Below are 19,498 nucleotides of genomic sequence, written 5' to 3' on the forward strand. Positions count from 1 at the left end.
CTGACCCATGGCGCTGGCCAAACGCATCATCCCTTGCCTGGACGTCGACAACGGTCGGGTGGTCAAGGGCGTCAAGTTCGAGAACATCCGCGATGCGGGCGATCCGGTGGAAATCGCGCGGCGTTACGATGAGCAGGGTGCCGACGAAATCACCTTTCTCGACATCACCGCCAGTGTCGACGGCCGCGACACCACGCTGCACACTGTCGAGCGCATGGCCAGTCAGGTGTTCATCCCGCTTACCGTGGGCGGTGGCGTGCGTACCGTGCAGGACATCCGCAACCTGCTCAATGCCGGCGCCGACAAGGTGTCGATCAACACTGCAGCGGTGTTCAACCCGGAATTCGTCGGCGAAGCGGCGCAGCACTTCGGTTCGCAGTGCATCGTGGTCGCCATCGACGCCAAGAAGGTATCCGCTCCGGGCGAGGCGCCGCGCTGGGAGATCTTCACCCACGGCGGACGCAAACCTACCGGGCTGGATGCCGTGGCCTGGGCCAAAAAGATGGAAGATCTGGGTGCGGGCGAAATCCTGCTGACCAGCATGGACCAGGATGGCATGAAAAACGGTTTCGACCTGGGCGTGACCCGGGCGATCAGTGATGCCCTGGGCATTCCGGTGATTGCTTCTGGTGGCGTCGGCAACCTGCAGCATTTGGCCGATGGTGTGCTGGAAGGGCATGCCAGTGCGGTACTGGCGGCGAGTATTTTCCACTTTGGCGAGTACACGGTGCCGGAGGCCAAGGCTTATATGGCGCAGCGGGGGATTGTGGTGCGCTGACGGGCCTCATCGCTGGCAAGCCAGCTCCCACAGGAGAAAGTTTGCGCTGCTTACTCTGTGGGAGCTGGCTTGCCAGCGATAGCGATCTTGAATAATGCCAAATTGCCATCAAGGCTTCACTGGACAGTTGGCCCCACTTCCCGGCAATCTGGAAGCTGCCAAGGATTTCGGGGCTCAACCATGTTCAAGCGCTTGCTGATTCTGACCTGCACCTGCCTGCTCTTCACCAGCGCCGCCCGCGCCGCTGGCACGAATGACAACTCAATGGTGCTGCTCACCGAAAACTTCCCGCCTTACAACATGGCGATCAACGGCAAGAACTTCGCCCAGGAAGAAAACATCGAGGGCATCGCGGCGGATATCGTTCGCGAGATGTTCAAGCGTGCCGGCATTTCCTACAGCATGACCCTGCGTTTCCCTTGGGAGCGTATCTACAAGATCACCCTGGAACAGCCCGGGCACGGCGTTTTTGTCATGGCGCGCCTGGCCGAGCGCGAGAAACTCTTCAAGTGGGTTGGTCCGATCGGGCCGGATGACTGGATTCTCCTGGCCAAGCCCAACAGCCGCATCAAGCTGGACAGCATCGAGCAGGCCCGACGCTACAAGATCGGCGCCTATAAGGGCGATGCCATCGCCGTGCACTTGAACAAGCAAGGGCTCAAGCCTGTCGTTGCCTTGCGTGATCAGGACAACGCCAAAAAGCTCATGGATGGGCAAATCGACCTGTGGGCAACGGGTGATCCCGCCGGTCGCTACCTGGCGCGCCAGGAGGGGGTCACCGGGCTGAAAACCGTATTGCGGTTCAACAGTGCCGAACTCTACCTGGCCTTGAACAAGGACGTACCGGACGAGATTGTCAGCAAACTACAGCATGAGCTCGATCAGATGCGCGCCGAAGGCTTTGTCGAAGAAGCGATGGGTCGTTACCTGTAGACACCATTTTTGCCGTGCCCGGCCATCGCGCGATTGCCCCGCTCGGCAATCATCTGGCGAATCTCGATCCACTCGATGCCCTGGGCCTTGAGGCGCGGCAGTTCACGTTCCAGCACATCCAGTGTCTGAGGATAGGGGTGGCCGATCACCACGGCCGAGCCTTGTTTGCGTGCCAGTGAAATAGCGCTCTGCAGCTGAGCGCCAATCGCTTCTGTGGTGCGTACATCGTCGAGAAACACATCCCGCGAAACACTGGCCAGTTGAGCTTCCTGGGCCTTGGCGGCGGCAACCGTGCCGGCGCTGGTACGGCTGTCGACGAAGAACAGATGGCGACGCTGCAGTTCCGCCATCAACCAGGCCATGGCCACAGGCTCGGCGGTCATGCGGCTGCCCATGTGATTGTTGATGCCGGCGGCGTAAGGCACTTTGGCCAGTGCGGCGTTCAGTCGGCTTTCCAGTTCCGTCAATGGCAGTTCCGGGTGCCAGGCGTAGGGTCCGGTTGCCGGGTCCATGGGCATGTGCAGGATCACCGTCTTGCCGGCGCGGTGGGCTTCGCGGGCGAATTCGCTGGCATGCGGGGTGTCGGGCATTACTGCAAGTGTGACCGGGCCGGGCAGGGCAAGGGCGCGGCGATCGCGCGGCAGGTTCTGCCCGAGGTCGTCGATGATCAGGCTCAGATAGGCCTTGTGGAGAACGGCTGGTGCCGCCGCAGGCCCGGCCGGTGCTGCCAGGGCGGCACCGGCCAGGCAGCAAAGCAGCGCAAGCAGCGTGTTGCGAAGCCTCACGCCCTTAGTTGCCGCGAGTGATACTCAGGCCCTTGAGCAGGCTCAGGGCCTGGCTCAGCTGGAAGTCGTCGTCCTGAGGGTGATCCTTCTTGCTGCCGGTAATGGTCAGGCCGGCCTTGCGAGACGGTCTGTCGGCACCACCATTGCCATTGCCCAGATGGCCTTGCAGATCGGCTTCCTTGAAGTTTTCACCGTCCTGTTCGGCGGTGAGCTTGCCTCGGCGTACTTCGATGTCAGGCACGATGCCCTGGGCCTGGATCGAGCGCCCGTTCGGGGTGTAGTACAGCGCCGTGGTGATCTTCAGGGCACGATCATTGTTCAGTGGCAGGACGGTTTGCACCGAGCCTTTGCCGAAGCTATCGGTACCCATCAGCACGCCGCGTTTCTGGTCCTGCAGGGCGCCGGCGACGATTTCCGATGCCGAAGCACTGCCGCCGTTGATCAGCACCACCAATGGCACGCCTTCACTGGCGTCGGCCGGGTCAGCGGAGAAGCGCAGTTCGGAGTTGGCGATACGGCCTTTGGTGTAGACGATCAGGCCCTTGGTCAGAAAGTGGTCGGCCACTTCCACGGCAGACTGCAGTACGCCGCCGGGGTTGTTGCGCAGATCGAGAATGATGCCGCGCAATTTATTGCCGTTTTCCTTGCGCAGCTTGGCCAGGGCCTTGCCGACTTCTTCGCCGGTCTTGACCTGGAACTGGGTGATGCGAATGTAGCCGTAGTCATGCTCGAGCAGTTGGCTCTTGACGCTCTTGACCTGGATGATCGCGCGGGCCAGGGTCACGTCGAAGGGGTTGCCGCCGTTGCGCACCAGGGTCAGGGTGATCTTCTCGCCAACCTTGCCACGCATCTTGTCGACGGCTTCGGTCATGGTCTGTCCGCGAGTCGGCTGGCCGTTGATCTTGACGATCAGGTCGCCGGCCTCGATGCCGGCCTTGGACGCCGGTGTGTCATCGATTGGCGAGACGACCTTGATGAAACCGTCCTCGGCACCCACCTCGATGCCCAGGCCGCCGAATTCGCCGCTGGTGCTTTCCTGCAGTTCCTGGAAGTCTTCCGGGCCCAGGTAGGCAGAATGCGGATCGAGATTGCTGAGCATGCCCTTGATGGCGTTTTCCAGCAGGGTCTTGTCATCGACAGGTTCGACATACGCCGCCTTGATCCGGTCCATGACCTCGGCGAAGGTGCGCAGCTCGTCGAGCGGCAGCGGTGCCTTGGCAGCGGCAGCCGCGGTTGTGGTTGCCGAGCGGGCAGGCTCTGCAGCCCAGGCCAGAGGGGCACCGATGACTACCGCGAGCGCCAGGGCCAGCGTAGTAAGGCGGGAGAAATGCAGCATGTCGAACGAACTCCTAATCCTGTTTTTGCGCCTTGCGGGGCATCGGCGCGACCGTCGGTGACAGTTCGAACGCCGTGAAATATTGGTCGCGCCCTATCCCTGGGAGCGGCACCATTGCGCAGGGTCGCTCGGACGGCCCTGCTGACGAATTGCGAAGTACAACGCTGGCGTATCCTGCCCACCACTGCTGCCGACGGTCGAGATGGCCTCACCGGCCTTGACGATGTCGCCGGCCTCCTTGAGCAGGGTCTGGTTGTGCCCGTACAGGCTCAGATAACCATTTCCATGATCGAGAATGACCAGAAGCCCGGCGCCGCGCAACCAGTCGGCGAAAACCACTCGGCCACCATGTACAGCATGCACCTGGCTGCCGGCGGATGCACTGATCATCACCCCATCCCACTTGGTCCGGGCGTCGTCGCCACGGGTTTCACCGAAGTGTGCCAGCAGTCGACCATCGACGGGCCAGGGAAGCTTGCCGCGGGCTGAAACGAAGGGGCCGCCATAAGAGGCGCCACTGCTTGAGACCAGTTCCCCGGCCACAGGTTTCACTTTGCGTGGTGTATCGCTGGCATTGGCCTGGGCCTGAGCCTGAGCCTCTGCTTCGCGTTGGCGTTGCTTTTCGGCTTCCTGCTGGGCAAGCAGTGCCTTCTGGCGTGCCTCTTCGGCTTCCCGGGCCTGGCGGGCGAGGGCTTCCTCGATGGTCTTGAGCACTTTGGTCAGGTCGGCCTGATCTTGCTGGCGGGCCTGCAGTTTCTGATCGCGCTCTTTCACGTCGTTGTTCAGCTTGGCCAATACCTGCTGGCGTTGGTCGCGAACCACTTCGAGTTCATGGCGCTGGCTGTCGAGGCTGCCTTGCTGGGTCAGTAGCTGGGCCTGCTGCAGGGCGATTTCTTTTTCGACGTTGGCCAGTTGGCGCAGGGTTTCGTTGAAGCTGCGCAATTGCTCCAGGCGCGCCTGGCTCATGTAGTCATAGTAAGTCAGGGTGCGGGCGAACTGTTCCGGGTTCTGCTGATTGAGCAGCAGTTTCAGGTATTCCTGGCGCCCACTTTGATAAGCGGCTCGCGCCTGGATGGCGATCAGTCGCTGTTGTTCAATGCGCGCGCTCTGGAGTTTTTTTTTCTCAGTGTCCAGGCGCTCCAGTTCGCCCTCGGTCTTTTTTAGTTCTTTTTGCAGGGCCTCCACCTGCTTCTCCAGCTTGCCTATTTCAGTTTCGGTGCCGCGCAGGTCTTTCTGCACGCCGGATTTCTCCTGCTGCAGTTGGCCGAGGAGCTTTTTCAGCTCGGCAATATCCTGACGCGTGGCGTCCAACTGTTGTTGGGTTTGGGCGCGCTCATCGGCAAACGCCGGATTGAGCAGGCAAGTCAGGGCTAAAACGATCAGGGCGCGAAGCATGGGGCGGGCGACACCAGAGTAAGAGACGGGGAGGCGTATCATTACCCTAGTATGCCCGCCGCGCGATGCAAAAAAAACGCCTCAAAGCTATCTGCTTTGAGGCGTTTGTCTGGAAAAAGGGCCGAATGGCCCTTTTTAAGGGGTTTTCAACCTTCGGTCAGGATCGAGGTGCCGGTCATCTCGGCCGGCTTCTCCAGGCCCATCAGGTGCAGCATGGTCGGCGCGACGTCGGCCAGCACACCGCCTTCACGCACTTTCAGGGCACGCTTGCCGACGTAGATGAAGGGAACCGGCTCGGTGGTGTGGGCGGTGTGCGCTTGGCCGGTGCACTCGTCTTCCATCTGTTCGACGTTGCCGTGGTCAGCGGTGATCAGGGCTTCGCCGCCAACTTTCTCAAGTGCGGTGACGATGCGGCCAACACAGGTGTCGAGGCATTCCACGGCCTTGACCGCGGCTTCGAAGACGCCGCTGTGGCCGACCATGTCGCCGTTGGCGTAGTTGACCACGATCACGTCGTAACGCTGGTGCTCGATGGCGTCGACTATCTTGTCGGTGACTTCAGGCGCACTCATCTCTGGCTGCAAGTCGTAGGTGGCGACTTGCGGTGACGGGATCAGGATGCGTTCTTCACCGGCAAAGGGTTCTTCACGTCCGCCGGAGAAGAAGAAGGTGACGTGGGCATACTTCTCGGTTTCGGCGATGCGCAGCTGGGTCTTGCCGTTTTTCGCCAGGTATTCGCCCAATACGTTGTCCAGGCTGCCCGGTGCGAAGGCGGCTGGGGCCGGGATCTTGGCCGAGTACTGGGTCAGGCCGATGAAACCGGCCAGCTTCGGCTGGCGTGCACGCTCGAACTCGCTGAAGTTGTCTTCGACGAAAACGCGGGTCAGCTCGCGTGCACGGTCGGCGCGGAAGTTCATGAAGATCACGGCATCGCCATCTTCGACCTTGACCGCTTCACCGATACGGGTGGCCTTGACGAACTCGTCGCTCTCGCCACGGGCATAGGCCGCTTCCAGGCCTTCGACGGCATTGGCGGCGCTGAACTCGGCGGCGCTGTCGACGATCAGGTTGTAGGCGGTGGAAACGCGGTCCCAGCGGTTGTCACGGTCCATCGCGAAATAGCGGCCGATGATGCTCGCGATGCGGCCCTTGCCCAGTTTGGCGAAGGTGGCATCAAGCAGCTCCAGCGGGGCCTGGGCGCTTTTCGGTGGTGTGTCGCGGCCGTCGAGGAAGGCATGCAGGTAGATCTTCTCGGCGCCACGCTGGACGGCGAGTTCGGCCATGGCCACCAGGTGATCCTGGTGGCTGTGCACGCCACCGTCGGACAGCAGGCCGAGGATATGCACCGCCTTGCCGCCAGCCACTGCTTTGTCCACGGCGCCGCACAGGGTCGGGTTCTCGAAGAACTCGCCGTCGCGGATGGCCTTGGTCACGCGGGTGAAGTCCTGGTAAACCACGCGCCCGGCGCCCAGGTTCATATGGCCGACTTCGGAGTTGCCCATCTGGCCGTCGGGCAGGCCCACGTCCATGCCGGAGCCTGAAATCAAGCCATTGGGCTGTTCGGCACGCAGGCGATCGTAGACCGGCGTGTTGGCCGAATAGATGGCGTTGTACTCAGGGCTGTCGCTATGGCCGAAACCATCCAGGATGATCAGGACCAAGGGTTTTGGCGTGGCAGTCATAGATCCCACTCGAGGTTGTTCAGATGGAAAAGGGAAAAGAGCGCATTTTAGGTCATCTTGACCGTCAATGACGAATACCCTTTATCAATTTCCCTCGAAACGGCCTCTCAGGCACCCACAACGTCCTTGAGCCGGTACCAGAGCATGCCCAGCGCCAGCAGCGGCGAGCGCAACCGTTGCCCACCCGGGAAGGTCATGTGGGGCACGCGGGCGAACAGGTCGAAGCCGTGGCTGTGCTCGCGGTTGATCGCTTCGGCCAGCAGCCGGGCCGCCAGGTGGGTGGTATTGAGCCCGTGTCCGGCATAGGCCTGGGCATAGTAGACATTCGGATGCTCGTGCAACCGCCCGATCTGCGGTAACCGGTTGGCGCCGATGCCGATCATTCCGCTCCACTGAAAATCAATGCGCTTGTCGGCGAGCTGTGGGAATACCTTGAGCATCTTCGGACGCATGTAGCGGGCGACGTCGCTGGGGTCGCGGCCCGAGTAGCGACATGCGCCGCCGAACAACAGGCGCCGGTCTGCCGACAAGCGATAGTAATCGAGCCCCACACGCTGGTCGCACAACGCCCGGTTGGCCGGAATCAGTGACTCGGCCAGGTCCGCATCCAGGGGCTCGGTGGCGATGACATAGCTGCCCGCGGGCAAGACCTTGCCACTGAGCGCAGGTTCCAGGTTGCCCAGGTGGGCATTGCCGGCGAGCACGAGGGTCTTGGCCAGCACCTGCCCCTTGGCGGTGTGCACGCGGACCCGGCTGCCGTATTCGATGCGGGTGACCATGCTGTTTTCACAGATGCGGACCCCCAGTTCCTGGGCGACCGCTGCTTCGCCCAACGCCAGGTTGAGTGGGTGCAAATGCCCAGAACCGTTGTCGATCAAGCCGCCGACATAGCGATCGGAGCCCACCACCCGGGCCATGTCGTGCGGTTCGACCAGGCTGACCTCATGGGCATAACCCTGCTGCTCGAGCGCGTCGCGCTCGCGTATCAGACCGGCGTAATGCGCCGGCGTATTGGCCAGTTCGCAATGCCCCCAGCGCAGGTCGCAGTCGATGGCATGTCGCTGCACGCGCCGGCGAACGATCTCGACGGCTTCAAGGCCGAGACGCTCGAGGGTCTGGCAGCCGTCGCTGCCGATGTACTTCTTGAATTTCCCAAGGTCGTGTCCGAGCCCGCGGATCAGTTGCCCGCCGTTGCGCCCGCTGGCCGCCCAGGCGATCTGGCGCGCTTCGAGCAGGATGACCGAGTAACCGCGCTCGGCCAGCTCGATGGCCGTGTTCACACCGGTAAAGCCCGCGCCGACCACGCAAACGTCAGCCTGGGCCTGGCCTTCGAGCGGTGGGCAGTCGAGGCTGCGGTTGCGTGTTGCGAAATAATAGGTAGCAGGTGGAGTAGGGCTGGAAAACATAGGAGGGTACCTGTCGACGTCGGGCTGGCGCACCAGCCCGACAGGGCGGATTATTTGCCGGACTTCAGCTTGTTCCAGGAGCGGGTCTCCCAGCGCATGACATCCGGTGATACCTCCGTGGAGACGTAGAGCTTCTTCTGCACCGATGCCGGTGGATAGACCGACGGATCATTGCGGATCTGTTCGGTCATCAACGCTGTCGCCTGGGTATTGGCATTGGCGTAGCCGACATAGTCGCTGACATCGGCAATGGCCTGGGGCTTGAGCAGGTAATTGATGAACGCATGGGCCTGGTCGACATTCCTGGCATCGGCCGGGATGGTCAGCATGTCGAACCACAAGTTGCCGCCTTCTTTGGGTACGACGTAGGCGATCTTGACCCCGTTATTGGCTTCCTCGGCCCGTTTCATGGCCTGGAAGACATCGCCGGAGTAACCGAAGGCGATGCAGATATCGCCATTGGCCAGGTCGGTCACGTACTTGGAGGAGTGGAAGTAGGTGATGTAGGGCCGCAGTTGCGTGAGCTTTTTCTCGGCCTTCTTGTAGTCATCGATTTTTTGCGTGTTGGGGTCTAGTCCCATGTAGTTGAGCATGGACGGGAAAAGCTCATCGGCAGAGTCCATGAACGAGACGCCGCAGGCCTGGAGCTTTTTCAGGTTTTCCGGTTCGAACAGCACGCTCCAGGAGTCGATCTGCTCGGTACCCAGGACTTCCTTGATCTTCGCAACGTTGTAGCCGATGCCATTGGTGCCCCAGAGATAGGGCACTGCATACTGGTTCCCCGGGTCGTTGGCCTGCAGTCGCTTGAGCAGTTCCGGATCGAGGTTGCTGTAGTTGGGCAGCTTGCTCATGTCCAGCTTCTGGAAGGCACCGGTCTTGATCTGCCGGCCCAGGAAGTGGTTGCTCGGCACCACCACGTCATAACCGGAACGCCCCGCCAGCAACTTACCTTCCAGGGTCTCGTTGGAGTCGAACACGTCGTAGATCGGTTTGATGCCCGTGGCCTTCTGGAAGTCCGCCAGGGTGTTGGTGGCGATGTAATCGGTCCAGTTGTAGATGTTCACGACATCCTCTGCCCACGCCAGGCCGGGCAGGGCCAGGGCGCAGAGCAGGGCGGTGATGCGTGATTTTTTTATTATTTGCATGATCTTGTCCTGGGGCGATGGAAGAGAGTCACGAAAAACCGGTGTTTACACGCTCAGCAACAGGAACTCCCGTTCCCAGGAGCTGATCACTTGCTTGAAGTTCTCGTGCTCGACCCGCTTGACCGCGACATAGCCCTTGGTGAAGCGCTCGCCCAGGTATTCCTTGAGCATGACCGACAACTCCATGCGCTCCAGCGCTGCTTCCAGAGTCAGCGGCAGGGCCAGGTTGCGCCGCTCGTAGCCACGCCCCTGCACCGGCTGACTCGGCTCGACGCCTTCCAGCATGCCGACCAGGCCACACAGCAGGCTCGCCGCCAGCGCCAGGTAAGGGTTGGCATCGGCGCCGGGCAGGCGATTCTCGACCCGGCGGTTTTGCGGATCGGAATCCGGTACTCGCAGGCCCACGGTGCGGTTTTCTTCGCCCCACTCCACGTTCACCGGCGCAGAGGTGTCGGGCAGGAAGCGGCGGAACGAGTTCACGTTGGGGGCGAACAGCGGCAGCGTTTCGGGAATGTATTTCTGCAAGCCACCGATGTGGTGCAGGAACAGCTCGCTCATGCTGCCGTCGGCGTTGGAGAACACATTCTTGCCGGTGTTCAGGTCCACCACGCTCTGGTGCAGGTGCATGGCGCTGCCTGGCTCGCCGGTCATCGGCTTGGCCATGAAGGTGGCGCTGACGTTGTGCTTGAGGGCTGCCTCGCGCAGGGTCCGCTTGAACACGAAGATTTGGTCGGCCAGGTGCAGCGGGTCGCCGTGACGGAAGTTGATTTCCATCTGCGCGGTGCCTTCCTCATGGATCAGCGTATCGAGATCCAGCCCCTGGGCCTCGCTCCAGTTGTACATGTCCTCGAACAGCGGATCGAACTCGTTGGTGGCCTCGATCGAGTACGACTGGCGCCCGGTTTCCTGGCGCCCGGAGCGGCCGACCGGTGGCTTGAGCGGGTAGTCGGGGTCATCGCTGCGCTGGGTCAGGTAGAACTCCATTTCTGGCGCGATGATTGGCTTCCAGCCTTGCTCGGTATAGAGCCTGAGTACTTTCTTGAGGATATTGCGCGGAGACAGCTCGATCGGGTTGGTGCGCTTGTCGTAGGTGTCGTGGATTACCAGGGCTGTTGGCTCCAGGGCCCACGGCACCAGAAACACGGCGTCTTCATCGGGGCGACAGTGCATGTCGATGTCGGCCGGGTCGAGCAGCTCGTAATAGACCTCGTCTTCGACATAGTCGCCGGTGACGGTCTGCAGCAGAACGCTTTCGGGCAGGCGCATGCCTTGCTCATTCAGGAACTTGTTGGTGGGCGAGATCTTGCCCCGGGCAATGCCGCTCAAGTCCGAAATAAGACACTCGACCTCAGTGATCTTGTTGTCCTTCAACCAGTGGCTCAATCGATCCAGATTGCCTTTCATAACGCCTCATGAAGGTAAGTTTGCCAAAGCGTTCAAATGCCGCCCGGCTTCATTCGTCGTAGAAAGTGTGCAACCGGGACGCGGCCGGCCTCTATCCGCTTTGCGAACGATTCCGTGCCTCTTTTTGGTGCGTGGTGGCCGTTCAGGAACGGCGCAGGAGTGTGCTGCTGGGCAGCTCGTTGAACAGGCTGCGATAAGCCTCGGAGAAACGCCCCAGGTGCCAGAAGGACCAGCGCATGGCGATCTCGGCCACAGTGGTTTCACCGGGGCGGGCGCGCAGCAGATCGCGGTGGGCCGCGTTCAACCGGCGCAGCCGCAGCCAGTGGTTGGGCGCCACCCCGATGAATGCCGTGAAGCTTTTTTGCAGCTGACGTACGGAAACGCCGGCTGCCTTGGCCAACTCCAGGGCAGTGAAATTTTCATCGGGGAAGGCCGTCACCAGCTCCAGCACCTTGCGCACGATTTTCCGGTCCTGGGCCAGGCGCCGCAGGCCTGAGCCATCCAGCGTCGGTGTCGAGCACTCGAGCACATACAGGCAGTCATCCACCAGTTGCCTGGCCAGGCTTTCCTCGGCGAGCTGATCACCGGCCGCGAGCAAGCTGGCCAGGGTGCTGCTGAGCCATCTGCCGAATACCCGGCTTTGCTGGGAACCCAATGGCGTGAGGAATAGCCCGTCCAGAGCGCTCAGGTCCAGACAACCGAGCCCGCTGAGGTATTTTTGATCCAGCACCACGGCGACTTCCTTGTAGTTCTCCGGGGTGATCCAGGTGTTCTGGCTTTCGCCATTGAGCAGATAGAGCGAGCCGTCGTTGGTGTCGAAGCTGAATACCAGGGAGCTGGCCGGGGCATGGAAATACTGCTCGACCCGGGTATTCATCTGCTCTTCGTACACCGCCACGCCGCCCACTTCCATGTGCACGATCTGGCCGCGAAAGGCGCCAGGCGACATCTGCTGGTAATGCTGCTCCCAGCCGTCGATGACGGTCTGTTGCTCGTTCACATCGTGGGCGTTGTGGGCTTGAATCTGCATGACGACTCGCTTGTCCCATCTTTTTATTCTGTTGAAGGCTCGGTTCAGGCCTGTTGGGTACGTTCCGGCGGCAGGGCGCGGGCTGTGTTTCTGGCCACCAGGTAATAGTGAATACCGGGTACCAGCAGGCCGACGATCCAGGAAACATCGACACCACCCAGTTGCGCAACCATGGGCCCAGTGTAGAAGTGGGTGTCGACGAAAGGCAGCTGGATCAATACGCCGATGACGTAGACGCTGATCCCCTGCACGTTCCAGCGACCGTAGCGGCCATCGGGGTCCGACAGCGCCTGCACGTCATAGCGTCCCTTGTTGACGAAGTAATAGTCAACCAGGTTGATCGCGCTCCAGGGGGTGAAAAAGGTCAGCAGGAACAGAATGAAGAACTTGAAGGCCGTCAGGAACGAGTTCTGGCCGAGCAGGGCAATAGTGGTGGAGACAGCGACGATCACCAACACGAACAGCATGCGCTGCATGGCCGAGAACTGCAGACGACGGCCAAAGCCACTGATGATGGTGGCCATGCACATGAAGCTGCCGTAGGCGTTGAGGGTGGAGACTGTCACCTTGCCCAGCACCACACTCAGATATAGCAGGGCCGCCATTACGCCGGTACTGCCAAGGCCGACGATGGTCGCCACTTCATGACCACGAAAGTTCGCACCCGCCAATGCCGCCGCGAACACCCCCAGCACCATCGAAGCCTGGGCACCCAGCACCGTGCCGAGACCGACGGCGGCGAAGGTTTTCCAGGAAGAGGTCTTGCTCGGCAGGTAGCGGGAATAGTCGGCCACATAAGGGCCGAAGGCGATCTGCCAGGAAGCCGAAAGGGACACGGCCAGCAAAAAGGTACTCCAGCTGAAGTGGCGGTTTTCCAGCAGCAGGCCGATGTCGTTGAGCGTCATCAAGCGGGTGAACAGGTAGGCAAAGGCAAGGATGCCGAGCACACTGGTGACCTTGCCGACCAGGTGGATGACCCGGTAGCCGAACATGGTCAGAACTGCGATGCAGGTAGCGAAAATCAGGATGCCGGTGCTGTCACTGACGCTGATCAGTTGGGCGATGGCCTGCCCCGACAATACCGCGCCGGTGGCGCTGAAGCCGAAGTACATCAGGCACACCAGCACGATCGGAATGGCTGCACCGTAGACTCCGAATTGCACGCGGCTGGAAATCATCTGCGGCAGCCCGAGCTTCGGCCCTTGTGCAGCGTGCAGTGCCACCACCGCACCGCCGAACAATTGGCCGAGCAGCAGGCCGATCAGCGACCAGAACACATCGCCGTCCAGCACTACGGCCAGTGCGCCGGTGACAATCGCGGTGATCTGCAGGTTGGCGCCGAGCCACAGGGTGAACTGGCTGTACAGGCTGCCATGGCGCTCGGCCTCGGGAATGAAATCGATCGAGCGGGTCTCGATCAGGGGTGTTCGTGGGTTCTCGTTGACCGTCGTCATTACCGTGTTCTCTAGGTTTTTGTTTTTGTCATGTGTCGTTTAGAACGTCTTGCTGGCGCTGGCAACCACGGTCGCCGTGCACAGATCGCCATAACCGTACCAACTTGCGCACTCGCTTTGCGACAGGTCGGTATCGATATAGCTCAGGCCCCAGGTGACGCCGACGAAATCGCGGGTCAATTTGGCTTCCCACTCGCGGTAGGACGAACGGCTGCCGCCGTCGCCGGACACAAACGCCTGATCCTGGAAGTCGTTGCGACCGTAGCGCAACTCCAGGCCAACCTCGGCCGGTAGCGTGGTCTTGTAGCCCACATAGGTGTAGAGGGTGTCCTGGTTTTTGCCGAAGACGTTTTCCATGTCGTTGGAGTATTTGGCAGCGAGCTCAACGCCATAGGCTTCGAGGGTGGCGTAGACCTCGCTCTGGTTGAACTGGCTTTCCTTCGGGTAGGTGAATTTCAAATAGCCCAGGTCGAGGCTGATCTGGTCGCTCATCTGCCAGAAGTAGCCGGCGTAGTAGTCGACTTCCTGGCGGGTCTTGAAGCTGAATTCATTGCCTTCTTCGTCGATGGATTTGCCGAAATCGACATTCGAGGTCCAGGCGCCGGCATAGAGGCCGCTGCTATGGGCCAGGGTGAGACCGAACTGGGCGGCGGGGTCGCCGAGGGTCTGGCTGATGCCACGGCTGCGATAGTCACTGACGGCGGCCAGGTCGATTATCAGGGTGAAATCATCGCTCAGTACCAGCGCTTGAGCAGCCAGGGGTGCCAGCGCCAGGCTGGCAAGAACGATTGCTTTCAGAGCGGGCATGCAGGTTTTCCTTTTTATTATTTTTTGGTAGGCCACGGCTTCGCCACCCGTGCCGCAAATTGGAGAGCAAAGCCGTTCAGTAACAGTGGAGGCGGCTGTCAGGACGCGGGCGCGTATACCTGCTTGCCGGCGAAGAACGTGCGCAATACCCGGGTCTCGAATAACTCTTCGTCGCTGACCTTGAACACATCGCGGTCGAGAACGATCAGGTCGGCCTGTTTGCCGGGTGCCAGGGAGCCGATCTGCCGGTCCAGGCGCAACGCCTTGGCCGCATTGAGGGTATAGGCGTAGAACATGCTTTCGCGGTCCATGCTTTCGGCGCTGTTGAGCACGCCGAGCGGGCCTTTGCGGGTACTGGCCTGGGCGATGGCGTTCCACGGGTTGGGGCTCGATACCGGCCAGTCGCTGGCGCCGGCGATGGTCGCTCCGGCCTTGAGCAGCGAGTGCGCCGGGTACTGTCGCTGGTAGGCAGAGGTGCTGATGTAGGGTTTGACCAGCTCCTCGGTATAGCTCTCGGCAGTGGCCCAAAGCAGCTGCATGGAGGCAATCACGCCGAGCTGCTTGAAGCGCGCAAAGTCCGAGGGCTCGACCAGTTGCAGGTGGGTGAGGCTGTGGGCCACCGGGGTTGGATTGAGTTTGCGGGCGTACGCGATGCCATTCAGTGATTCGTGGACCGCGCGGTCGCCATCGGCATGCACGTGCACTATCCAGTCATGCTGCTCGGCCGCCACCACCAGCTTGCCGAAGCTCGCCGGGTCGATCAGCAGTTCTCCGCGCTTGTGGCTGTTCTTGTAGGGTTCGATGACCGCTGCGGTCTGACCCGGAAACTCCATGACACCGTCGGCGAACACCTTGATGCCGGGGAAGGTCAGGTTCGGTACACCCTGGAATTGCTGCATGACCTTGCCCAGCACTTCCAGGTCGGCCGGCTTGCTTTTCGGGTAGGCGATCAACAGGGCGGCGACGTGAGCGCTGAGTTCGCCGTTGTGCGCAAGTGTGCGGTAGAGCGGCAGCACGCCGAGGTCCTTGTCGGTGGGGCGCAACTCGAACAGCGAATCGCCGTTGCCGGCGTTGGCGGCGGCGTCCATCCAGGCGGTAACGCCATACTGATTGTTGATCTGCACAGCCTTGCGGGCAGCGTCGAGCATCATCGCTTCAGTGGGTTCGGGAAGCTGGGTGCGCACACGGTCCCAGCCATTTTCGGCCAGATAGCCGGTGGGCGTGAAATCGGCCTCGTGGCCGATATAGTTGCGCTCTTTCTCCGGCAAGCTTTTGACCAGGGCAGCGTCGATCTTGAGGCGCTTGAGCATGGTGTTGTTGGCCCAGCCGGTATGGCCGTCTATACCGCTCAGTACCACAGGTAGTACGGCCCAGTGGCCCTGGTTGAAGATCTTGCCGAGTTCGCGGCTTTGTTCCCAATAGGCCGAACTGACCCCGGCAATGCTGATCACATCGCCCCTGCGCGCACGGCCGGCCTGATCCTCGGCCAGAATCCACTGTTCGAGTTCGGCTAGCGGCTTTACTTCATCGAGCAGGTTGGAGCCCATGCTGTCGAAGGCTGCAACCACCGGATGGCTGTGACTGTCGATCATGCCCGGCATCAATACCTTGCCGCCCAGGTCGATCTGTTGAGTGGTGGCATCGGCAAGAGCCTTGATCTCTGCATCGCTGCCGACCTTGAGGATCTTGCCGTTTTCCACCGCCACCGCCTGGGCGAGCGGCTGCCCGGGCTCTGCGGTGAATACTTTGCCGTTGAACAGCACAAGGTCGGCGGCGGCCATGGCTTGCATCGAAGCGAACGCCATGGCGGCGGTCAGCAGTCCTGGAATGAATCGTGGCATATGCCTCACCTCTGTTTTTGTAGTTTTGGAAGCGGTCCGAAAAACTGTGCACAGCTCCGTGGCGTGCAGGCACACCCTATAGAGTGCAGGGGTTTTATGGACCTCCACAGATGAGGAGGGGTAAGGCGATGGGTTGGAATGTCGACGGGGCTATTTCAATGGCGGCGTGTTGCATCCGCTGGGGTACTCGAAGTACGCAGGACGGAACCGAGCTCCACCTTGCTCTTGACGCCGAGTTGCAGGTAGCAGTTGCGCAGATAAGTGCGCACGGTCGCGGGGCTCAAGGCCAGGATCTTGGCAATTTCCTTGTAGGAATGGCCGTCGGCGAACAGCATGGCGGCGGTCATTTCCCGTGGTGCAAGCGCTGAATGCAGCGAGGTTGTCTTGAGCGAAAGGATGACGTGCTCCCCATTGGGGGTCAGTGTCAAGGCCGTGCGGCCCAGGCGTATTGCGCAGGGCGCTTTGAGCAGGTGTGCAGCCAGGTGTTCCGGAAGCATCGAGCCATTCCAGCCGGGCAAATGGCGCTGAATTGTTGCGCACAGCCGGGCACCGACATACAGCAGACTGCCATCGAGGCGTGCCACGCCGATGTCTTTCGCGCTGTCGCCGGTGTCGGAGCGGATCATGTCCTGCACCTGGAAGCGCCATAGTTGCAGCAAGTGATCGCAGAAGGCTGAAAACAGACTGGCCTCGTCATCATCGAATGCCCGGTCGTTCACGCCACGGTAAAGGCAGACGAAAAACATCAGGCCGCTTTCGGGCAGCTCGAACGTAATGCACATCAGGTAGAAAAGGTCGTGGCGGCGGGCGAACGCGTTGACTTCGTCGCAGGGATCGTCAAAACCATGGTCGCGCACGATCTCGCCGGGTTGAGCCAGGGTGCGGTGGCAGAAGCTGTCACTGCCGGCAATGGCATTCCATTGGGTGGCGAACGAGTCAGCCAGGTCGATTCGTCCATGCATCCAGTTCTGCGGCGGTGTACTGTCGTGCAAAGGAGACATCTCGCCCCACCATGCCGAAGCAAAGGGTACGAGCTCACGAAATGATTGCAGGCCCTGGGTCATGAACTGCGACGCGCCACGCTCTCGGGCAAGGCGGCCCAGTTGCAGCACGCAGCGATTGAACTCATCCAGCACACCCATCGGCTTATTGGTGCCGTACTGCATCAGCAACATCTCCATGTAGTTCCGCTGCCATGTACAGCCGTGGGACCGCTTCGATCATGACGACTGCCGGGCGGGCTTTGGCCGACCTTGGGGGCTGTGTATACTGACCGACATTTTAACGCCCTGGAACCTGCTGATGGTTGCTCACCTGATTGAATTTGCCACTCACCACTATCTGCTCGTCGGCATCTTTGCCGTGCTGCTGGTTCTGTTGATCCTGTCGGAATTGAGCCGCGGCGGCCGTAGCCTGAGCACTCGGGAACTGACGACGCTGGTCAACAGCGACCAAGCCCTGGTCATCGACATCCGTGCCAGCAAGGAATACGCAGCCGGTCATATCGTCGGTGCGTTGAACATTCCTCAAGACAAGCTGGCCGCCCGCATCGGCGAGCTGGAAAAGCACAAGGCAAAGACCCTGATCGTGGTCGACAACATGGGCCAGCACGCCGGCACCAGCTGTCGCGAACTGCTCAAGGCCGGCTTCAATGCGGCCAAACTGTCTGGTGGCGTGTCCAGCTGGCGTGCCGATAACCTGCCATTGGTGAAGTAACATGGCCAACGTCGTCGTGTATTCCAGCGATTGGTGCCCCTATTGCATCCGCGCCAAAGGCTTGCTTGAGAGCAAGGGTATTGCCTTCGAAGAGATCAAGGTCGACGGCAAACCTCAGGTTCGTGCCGAAATGGCCAACAAGGCGGGCCGTACCTCGGTACCGCAAATCTGGATCGGCTCGGTGCATGTCGGTGGTTGCGACGACCTGTATGCCCTTGAACGTGCCGGTAAACTGGATAAATTGCTCCAGGCTTGAACCCTTATTCCTACAAGACCCTAAAAGTAAGAAGGATCTGTCATGACCGACGAACAGAACAACGGCGCCGCAGCAAACGACGAAGCGAACGCCCCGCAATTCTCTCTGCAGCGCATCTACGTGCGTGACCTGTCGTTCGAAGCGCCGAAGAGCCCGGCGATCTTCCGTCAGCAGTGGGAGCCGAGCGTTGCGCTGGACCTGAACACCCGCCAGAAAGCCCTGGAAGGTGACTTCCACGAAGTCGTGCTGACCCTTTCGGTCACCGTCAAGAATGGTGAGGAAGTGGCGTTCATCGCTGAAGTGCAGCAGGCTGGCATCTTCCTGATCAAGAACCTCGATGCAGGTTCGATGAGCCACACCCTGGGCGCGTTCTGCCCGAACATCCTGTTCCCGTACGCTCGTGAAGCGCTGGACAGCCTGGTGACCCGTGGTTCGTTCCCGGCACTGATGCTGTCGCCGGTCAACTTCGACGCCCTGTACGCGCAAGAGATGGCGCGCATGCAGGAAGCAGGTGAAGCGGCTCCTTCGCTGCAGTAATCAGCCGCAGTGACCAGAAAGCGCCCGGATGGGCGCTTTTTTGTGCCTCAGGCAAAACCTTGCTGGCGCCAGGCTTCGTAGACGGCAACGGCTACCGTGTTGGACAGATTCAGGCTGCGGCAGCCTTCACGCATGGGCAGACGCAGGCGGTGGTCGGCGGGCAGCGCGTCCAGCACTTCGGCCGGCAGGCCGCGGCTTTCGGGGCCGAACAGGAAGGCATCGCCCGGCAGGAAGCTGGCGTCGTGAAAGGGACGCGAGCCCTTGGTGGTAAAGGCGAACAGGCGCGGCCGGCCCAGACTTTCCAGGCAGCTCGCCAGGTCGCTGTGGCGTTGCAGGGTCGCATACTCATGATAATCGAGCCCGGCCCGACGCAGGCGCTTGTCGTCCAGCTCAAAACCGATAGGCTCAATCAAATGCAGGTGGCAACCGCTGTTGGCGCACAGGCGGATGATGTTGCCGGTATTGGGCGGAATTTCTGGCTGAAAAAGGATGACGTGAAACATGCACGGCTCCGAACGAAAAGACGGGCTGCATTCTACTCCTGAAGATGACTCCAGGCCGAATCTCTGGCCGCGTGTCATGTTTTCGCTGGCATTGTTCGGACTGATGGTCGGAATGATGATTGGTCGGCTGACCGAACCTGAGCCCCGCGTGCTGGAGCAAGTCGACGTGGTGCCCGGCGGGCTGCAGGTCTGGTTCAACGAGCAGCCGCAGACCCATGGCGAAACGGTTGATGGTGCGCTGGCACTCCTGTTCGAAGCGGACGGAAATGCACAGCGCGGCCGCTTGAAGCTCGACGGCAAGGACGTCAGCTGGCGGGTTCAGAAAACGGACAAGGGCTTGTTGTTGAGTCTGGTGGCAGCCCGTCCGTTGCACGGCGACTGGGTCGGTGCCACGGTAGACGGGCGCTGGAGGCTGGAGATCAGCCTCCGGGAGGAATAAAAGAGGGGAATCCCCGGCCTGCCTGTACCAAGGCCCCCAAAACTGGTGTTG

General features: G+C 61.0%; 19 protein-coding genes. 6 read left to right on the top strand and 13 right to left on the bottom strand.

The features are described from left to right. The first annotated feature begins 7 nt into the window (after nucleotides 1-7). The gene (hisF, locus tag F2S13_RS12720) at nucleotides 8-778 is read left to right on the top strand and encodes an imidazole glycerol phosphate synthase subunit HisF (RefSeq protein ID WP_166361216.1); all 771 of its coding nucleotides are present in this window, start codon (nucleotides 8-10) and stop codon (nucleotides 776-778) included. A gap of 180 nt (nucleotides 779-958) precedes the next feature. Then, a complete protein-coding gene (locus F2S13_RS12725; RefSeq protein WP_166361218.1) occupies nucleotides 959-1,711 on the top strand; it encodes a substrate-binding periplasmic protein in 753 nt (250 codons plus the stop codon). Here F2S13_RS12725 and F2S13_RS12730 read toward each other — a convergent pair. The 12 genes from F2S13_RS12730 to F2S13_RS12785 form a co-directional block, all read right to left on the bottom strand. Next, the gene (locus F2S13_RS12730; RefSeq protein ID WP_166361220.1) at nucleotides 1,702-2,496 is read right to left on the bottom strand and encodes a divergent polysaccharide deacetylase family protein; all 795 of its coding nucleotides are present in this window, start codon (nucleotides 2,494-2,496) and stop codon (nucleotides 1,702-1,704) included. The two genes, F2S13_RS12725 and F2S13_RS12730, sit on opposite strands and share 10 nt — an antisense overlap. A 4-nt stretch (nucleotides 2,497-2,500) precedes the next feature. Beyond that, nucleotides 2,501-3,832, bottom strand: coding sequence for a S41 family peptidase (locus F2S13_RS12735; protein WP_166361221.1), 1,332 nt, complete (start codon nucleotides 3,830-3,832; stop codon nucleotides 2,501-2,503). Between the two features lie 93 nt (nucleotides 3,833-3,925). Further along, nucleotides 3,926-5,227 carry a murein hydrolase activator EnvC family protein gene (locus F2S13_RS12740; protein ID WP_218583906.1) on the bottom strand — a complete coding sequence of 434 codons (1,302 nt, stop codon included), beginning with the start codon at nucleotides 5,225-5,227 and terminating at the stop codon, nucleotides 3,926-3,928. Nucleotides 5,228-5,373: 146 nt separating this feature from the next. Beyond that, nucleotides 5,374-6,909 carry a 2,3-bisphosphoglycerate-independent phosphoglycerate mutase gene (gene gpmI / locus F2S13_RS12745; protein ID WP_166361225.1) on the bottom strand — a complete coding sequence of 512 codons (1,536 nt, stop codon included), beginning with the start codon at nucleotides 6,907-6,909 and terminating at the stop codon, nucleotides 5,374-5,376. A 107-nt stretch (nucleotides 6,910-7,016) separates the two neighbouring features. Beyond that, on the bottom strand, nucleotides 7,017-8,315 hold the full coding sequence (locus F2S13_RS12750) for an NAD(P)/FAD-dependent oxidoreductase (protein WP_166361227.1): 1,299 nt from the start codon (nucleotides 8,313-8,315) through the stop codon (nucleotides 7,017-7,019). A gap of 50 nt (nucleotides 8,316-8,365) precedes the next feature. Continuing rightward, nucleotides 8,366-9,460 carry a polyamine ABC transporter substrate-binding protein gene (locus F2S13_RS12755; protein WP_166361229.1) on the bottom strand — a complete coding sequence of 365 codons (1,095 nt, stop codon included), beginning with the start codon at nucleotides 9,458-9,460 and terminating at the stop codon, nucleotides 8,366-8,368. A gap of 45 nt (nucleotides 9,461-9,505) precedes the next feature. After that, a complete protein-coding gene (locus F2S13_RS12760) occupies nucleotides 9,506-10,864 on the bottom strand; it encodes a glutamine synthetase family protein (protein WP_166361231.1) in 1,359 nt (452 codons plus the stop codon). Nucleotides 10,865-11,006: 142 nt separating this feature from the next. After that, on the bottom strand, nucleotides 11,007-11,894 hold the full coding sequence (locus F2S13_RS12765) for a helix-turn-helix domain-containing protein (RefSeq protein WP_166361233.1): 888 nt from the start codon (nucleotides 11,892-11,894) through the stop codon (nucleotides 11,007-11,009). Nucleotides 11,895-11,938: 44 nt separating this feature from the next. Beyond that, complete coding sequence (locus F2S13_RS12770) at nucleotides 11,939-13,348, bottom strand: purine-cytosine permease family protein (protein ID WP_166361235.1); 1,410 nt, start codon at nucleotides 13,346-13,348, stop codon at nucleotides 11,939-11,941. Between the two features lie 39 nt (nucleotides 13,349-13,387). Next, entirely contained in the window at nucleotides 13,388-14,155 is a 768-nt protein-coding gene (locus F2S13_RS12775; RefSeq protein ID WP_166361237.1) for a TorF family putative porin, read from the bottom strand. Nucleotides 14,156-14,253: 98 nt separating this feature from the next. Continuing rightward, nucleotides 14,254-15,996, bottom strand: coding sequence for an amidohydrolase (locus tag F2S13_RS12780; protein ID WP_166361239.1), 1,743 nt, complete (start codon nucleotides 15,994-15,996; stop codon nucleotides 14,254-14,256). A gap of 155 nt (nucleotides 15,997-16,151) precedes the next feature. Further along, nucleotides 16,152-17,171 carry a helix-turn-helix transcriptional regulator gene (locus F2S13_RS12785; RefSeq protein ID WP_246237886.1) on the bottom strand — a complete coding sequence of 340 codons (1,020 nt, stop codon included), beginning with the start codon at nucleotides 17,169-17,171 and terminating at the stop codon, nucleotides 16,152-16,154. A 127-nt stretch (nucleotides 17,172-17,298) separates the two neighbouring features. On the opposite strand from F2S13_RS12785, the gene F2S13_RS12790 reads away from it, so the two are divergent. From F2S13_RS12790 to secB, 3 genes are read left to right on the top strand one after another with little or no spacing between them, the layout of a single operon-like run. After that, a complete protein-coding gene (locus tag F2S13_RS12790; protein WP_166361241.1) occupies nucleotides 17,299-17,712 on the top strand; it encodes a rhodanese-like domain-containing protein in 414 nt (137 codons plus the stop codon). A 1-nt stretch (nucleotide 17,713) separates the two neighbouring features. Further along, nucleotides 17,714-17,968, top strand: a complete 255-nt coding sequence (gene grxC / locus F2S13_RS12795) for a glutaredoxin 3 (protein ID WP_166361243.1) — start codon at nucleotides 17,714-17,716, stop codon at nucleotides 17,966-17,968. A gap of 42 nt (nucleotides 17,969-18,010) precedes the next feature. Next, nucleotides 18,011-18,505, top strand: a complete 495-nt coding sequence (secB, locus tag F2S13_RS12800) for a protein-export chaperone SecB (RefSeq protein WP_166361245.1) — start codon at nucleotides 18,011-18,013, stop codon at nucleotides 18,503-18,505. A 47-nt stretch (nucleotides 18,506-18,552) separates the two neighbouring features. Here secB and F2S13_RS12805 read toward each other — a convergent pair whose 3' ends face one another. Next, nucleotides 18,553-19,008 carry a tRNA (cytidine(34)-2'-O)-methyltransferase gene (locus F2S13_RS12805; RefSeq protein WP_166361247.1) on the bottom strand — a complete coding sequence of 152 codons (456 nt, stop codon included), beginning with the start codon at nucleotides 19,006-19,008 and terminating at the stop codon, nucleotides 18,553-18,555. On the opposite strand from F2S13_RS12805, the gene F2S13_RS12810 reads away from it, so the two are divergent. Next, the gene (locus F2S13_RS12810) at nucleotides 19,007-19,447 is read left to right on the top strand and encodes a hypothetical protein (RefSeq protein ID WP_166361249.1); all 441 of its coding nucleotides are present in this window, start codon (nucleotides 19,007-19,009) and stop codon (nucleotides 19,445-19,447) included. The two genes, F2S13_RS12805 and F2S13_RS12810, sit on opposite strands and share 2 nt — an antisense overlap. Nucleotides 19,448-19,498 lie beyond the last annotated feature (51 nt).

Origin of the sequence: Pseudomonas akapageensis (genome assembly GCF_011355085.1) — a bacterium.
In the GTDB taxonomy this organism is placed as follows: Bacteria; Pseudomonadota; Gammaproteobacteria; order Pseudomonadales; family Pseudomonadaceae; genus Aquipseudomonas; species Aquipseudomonas akapageensis.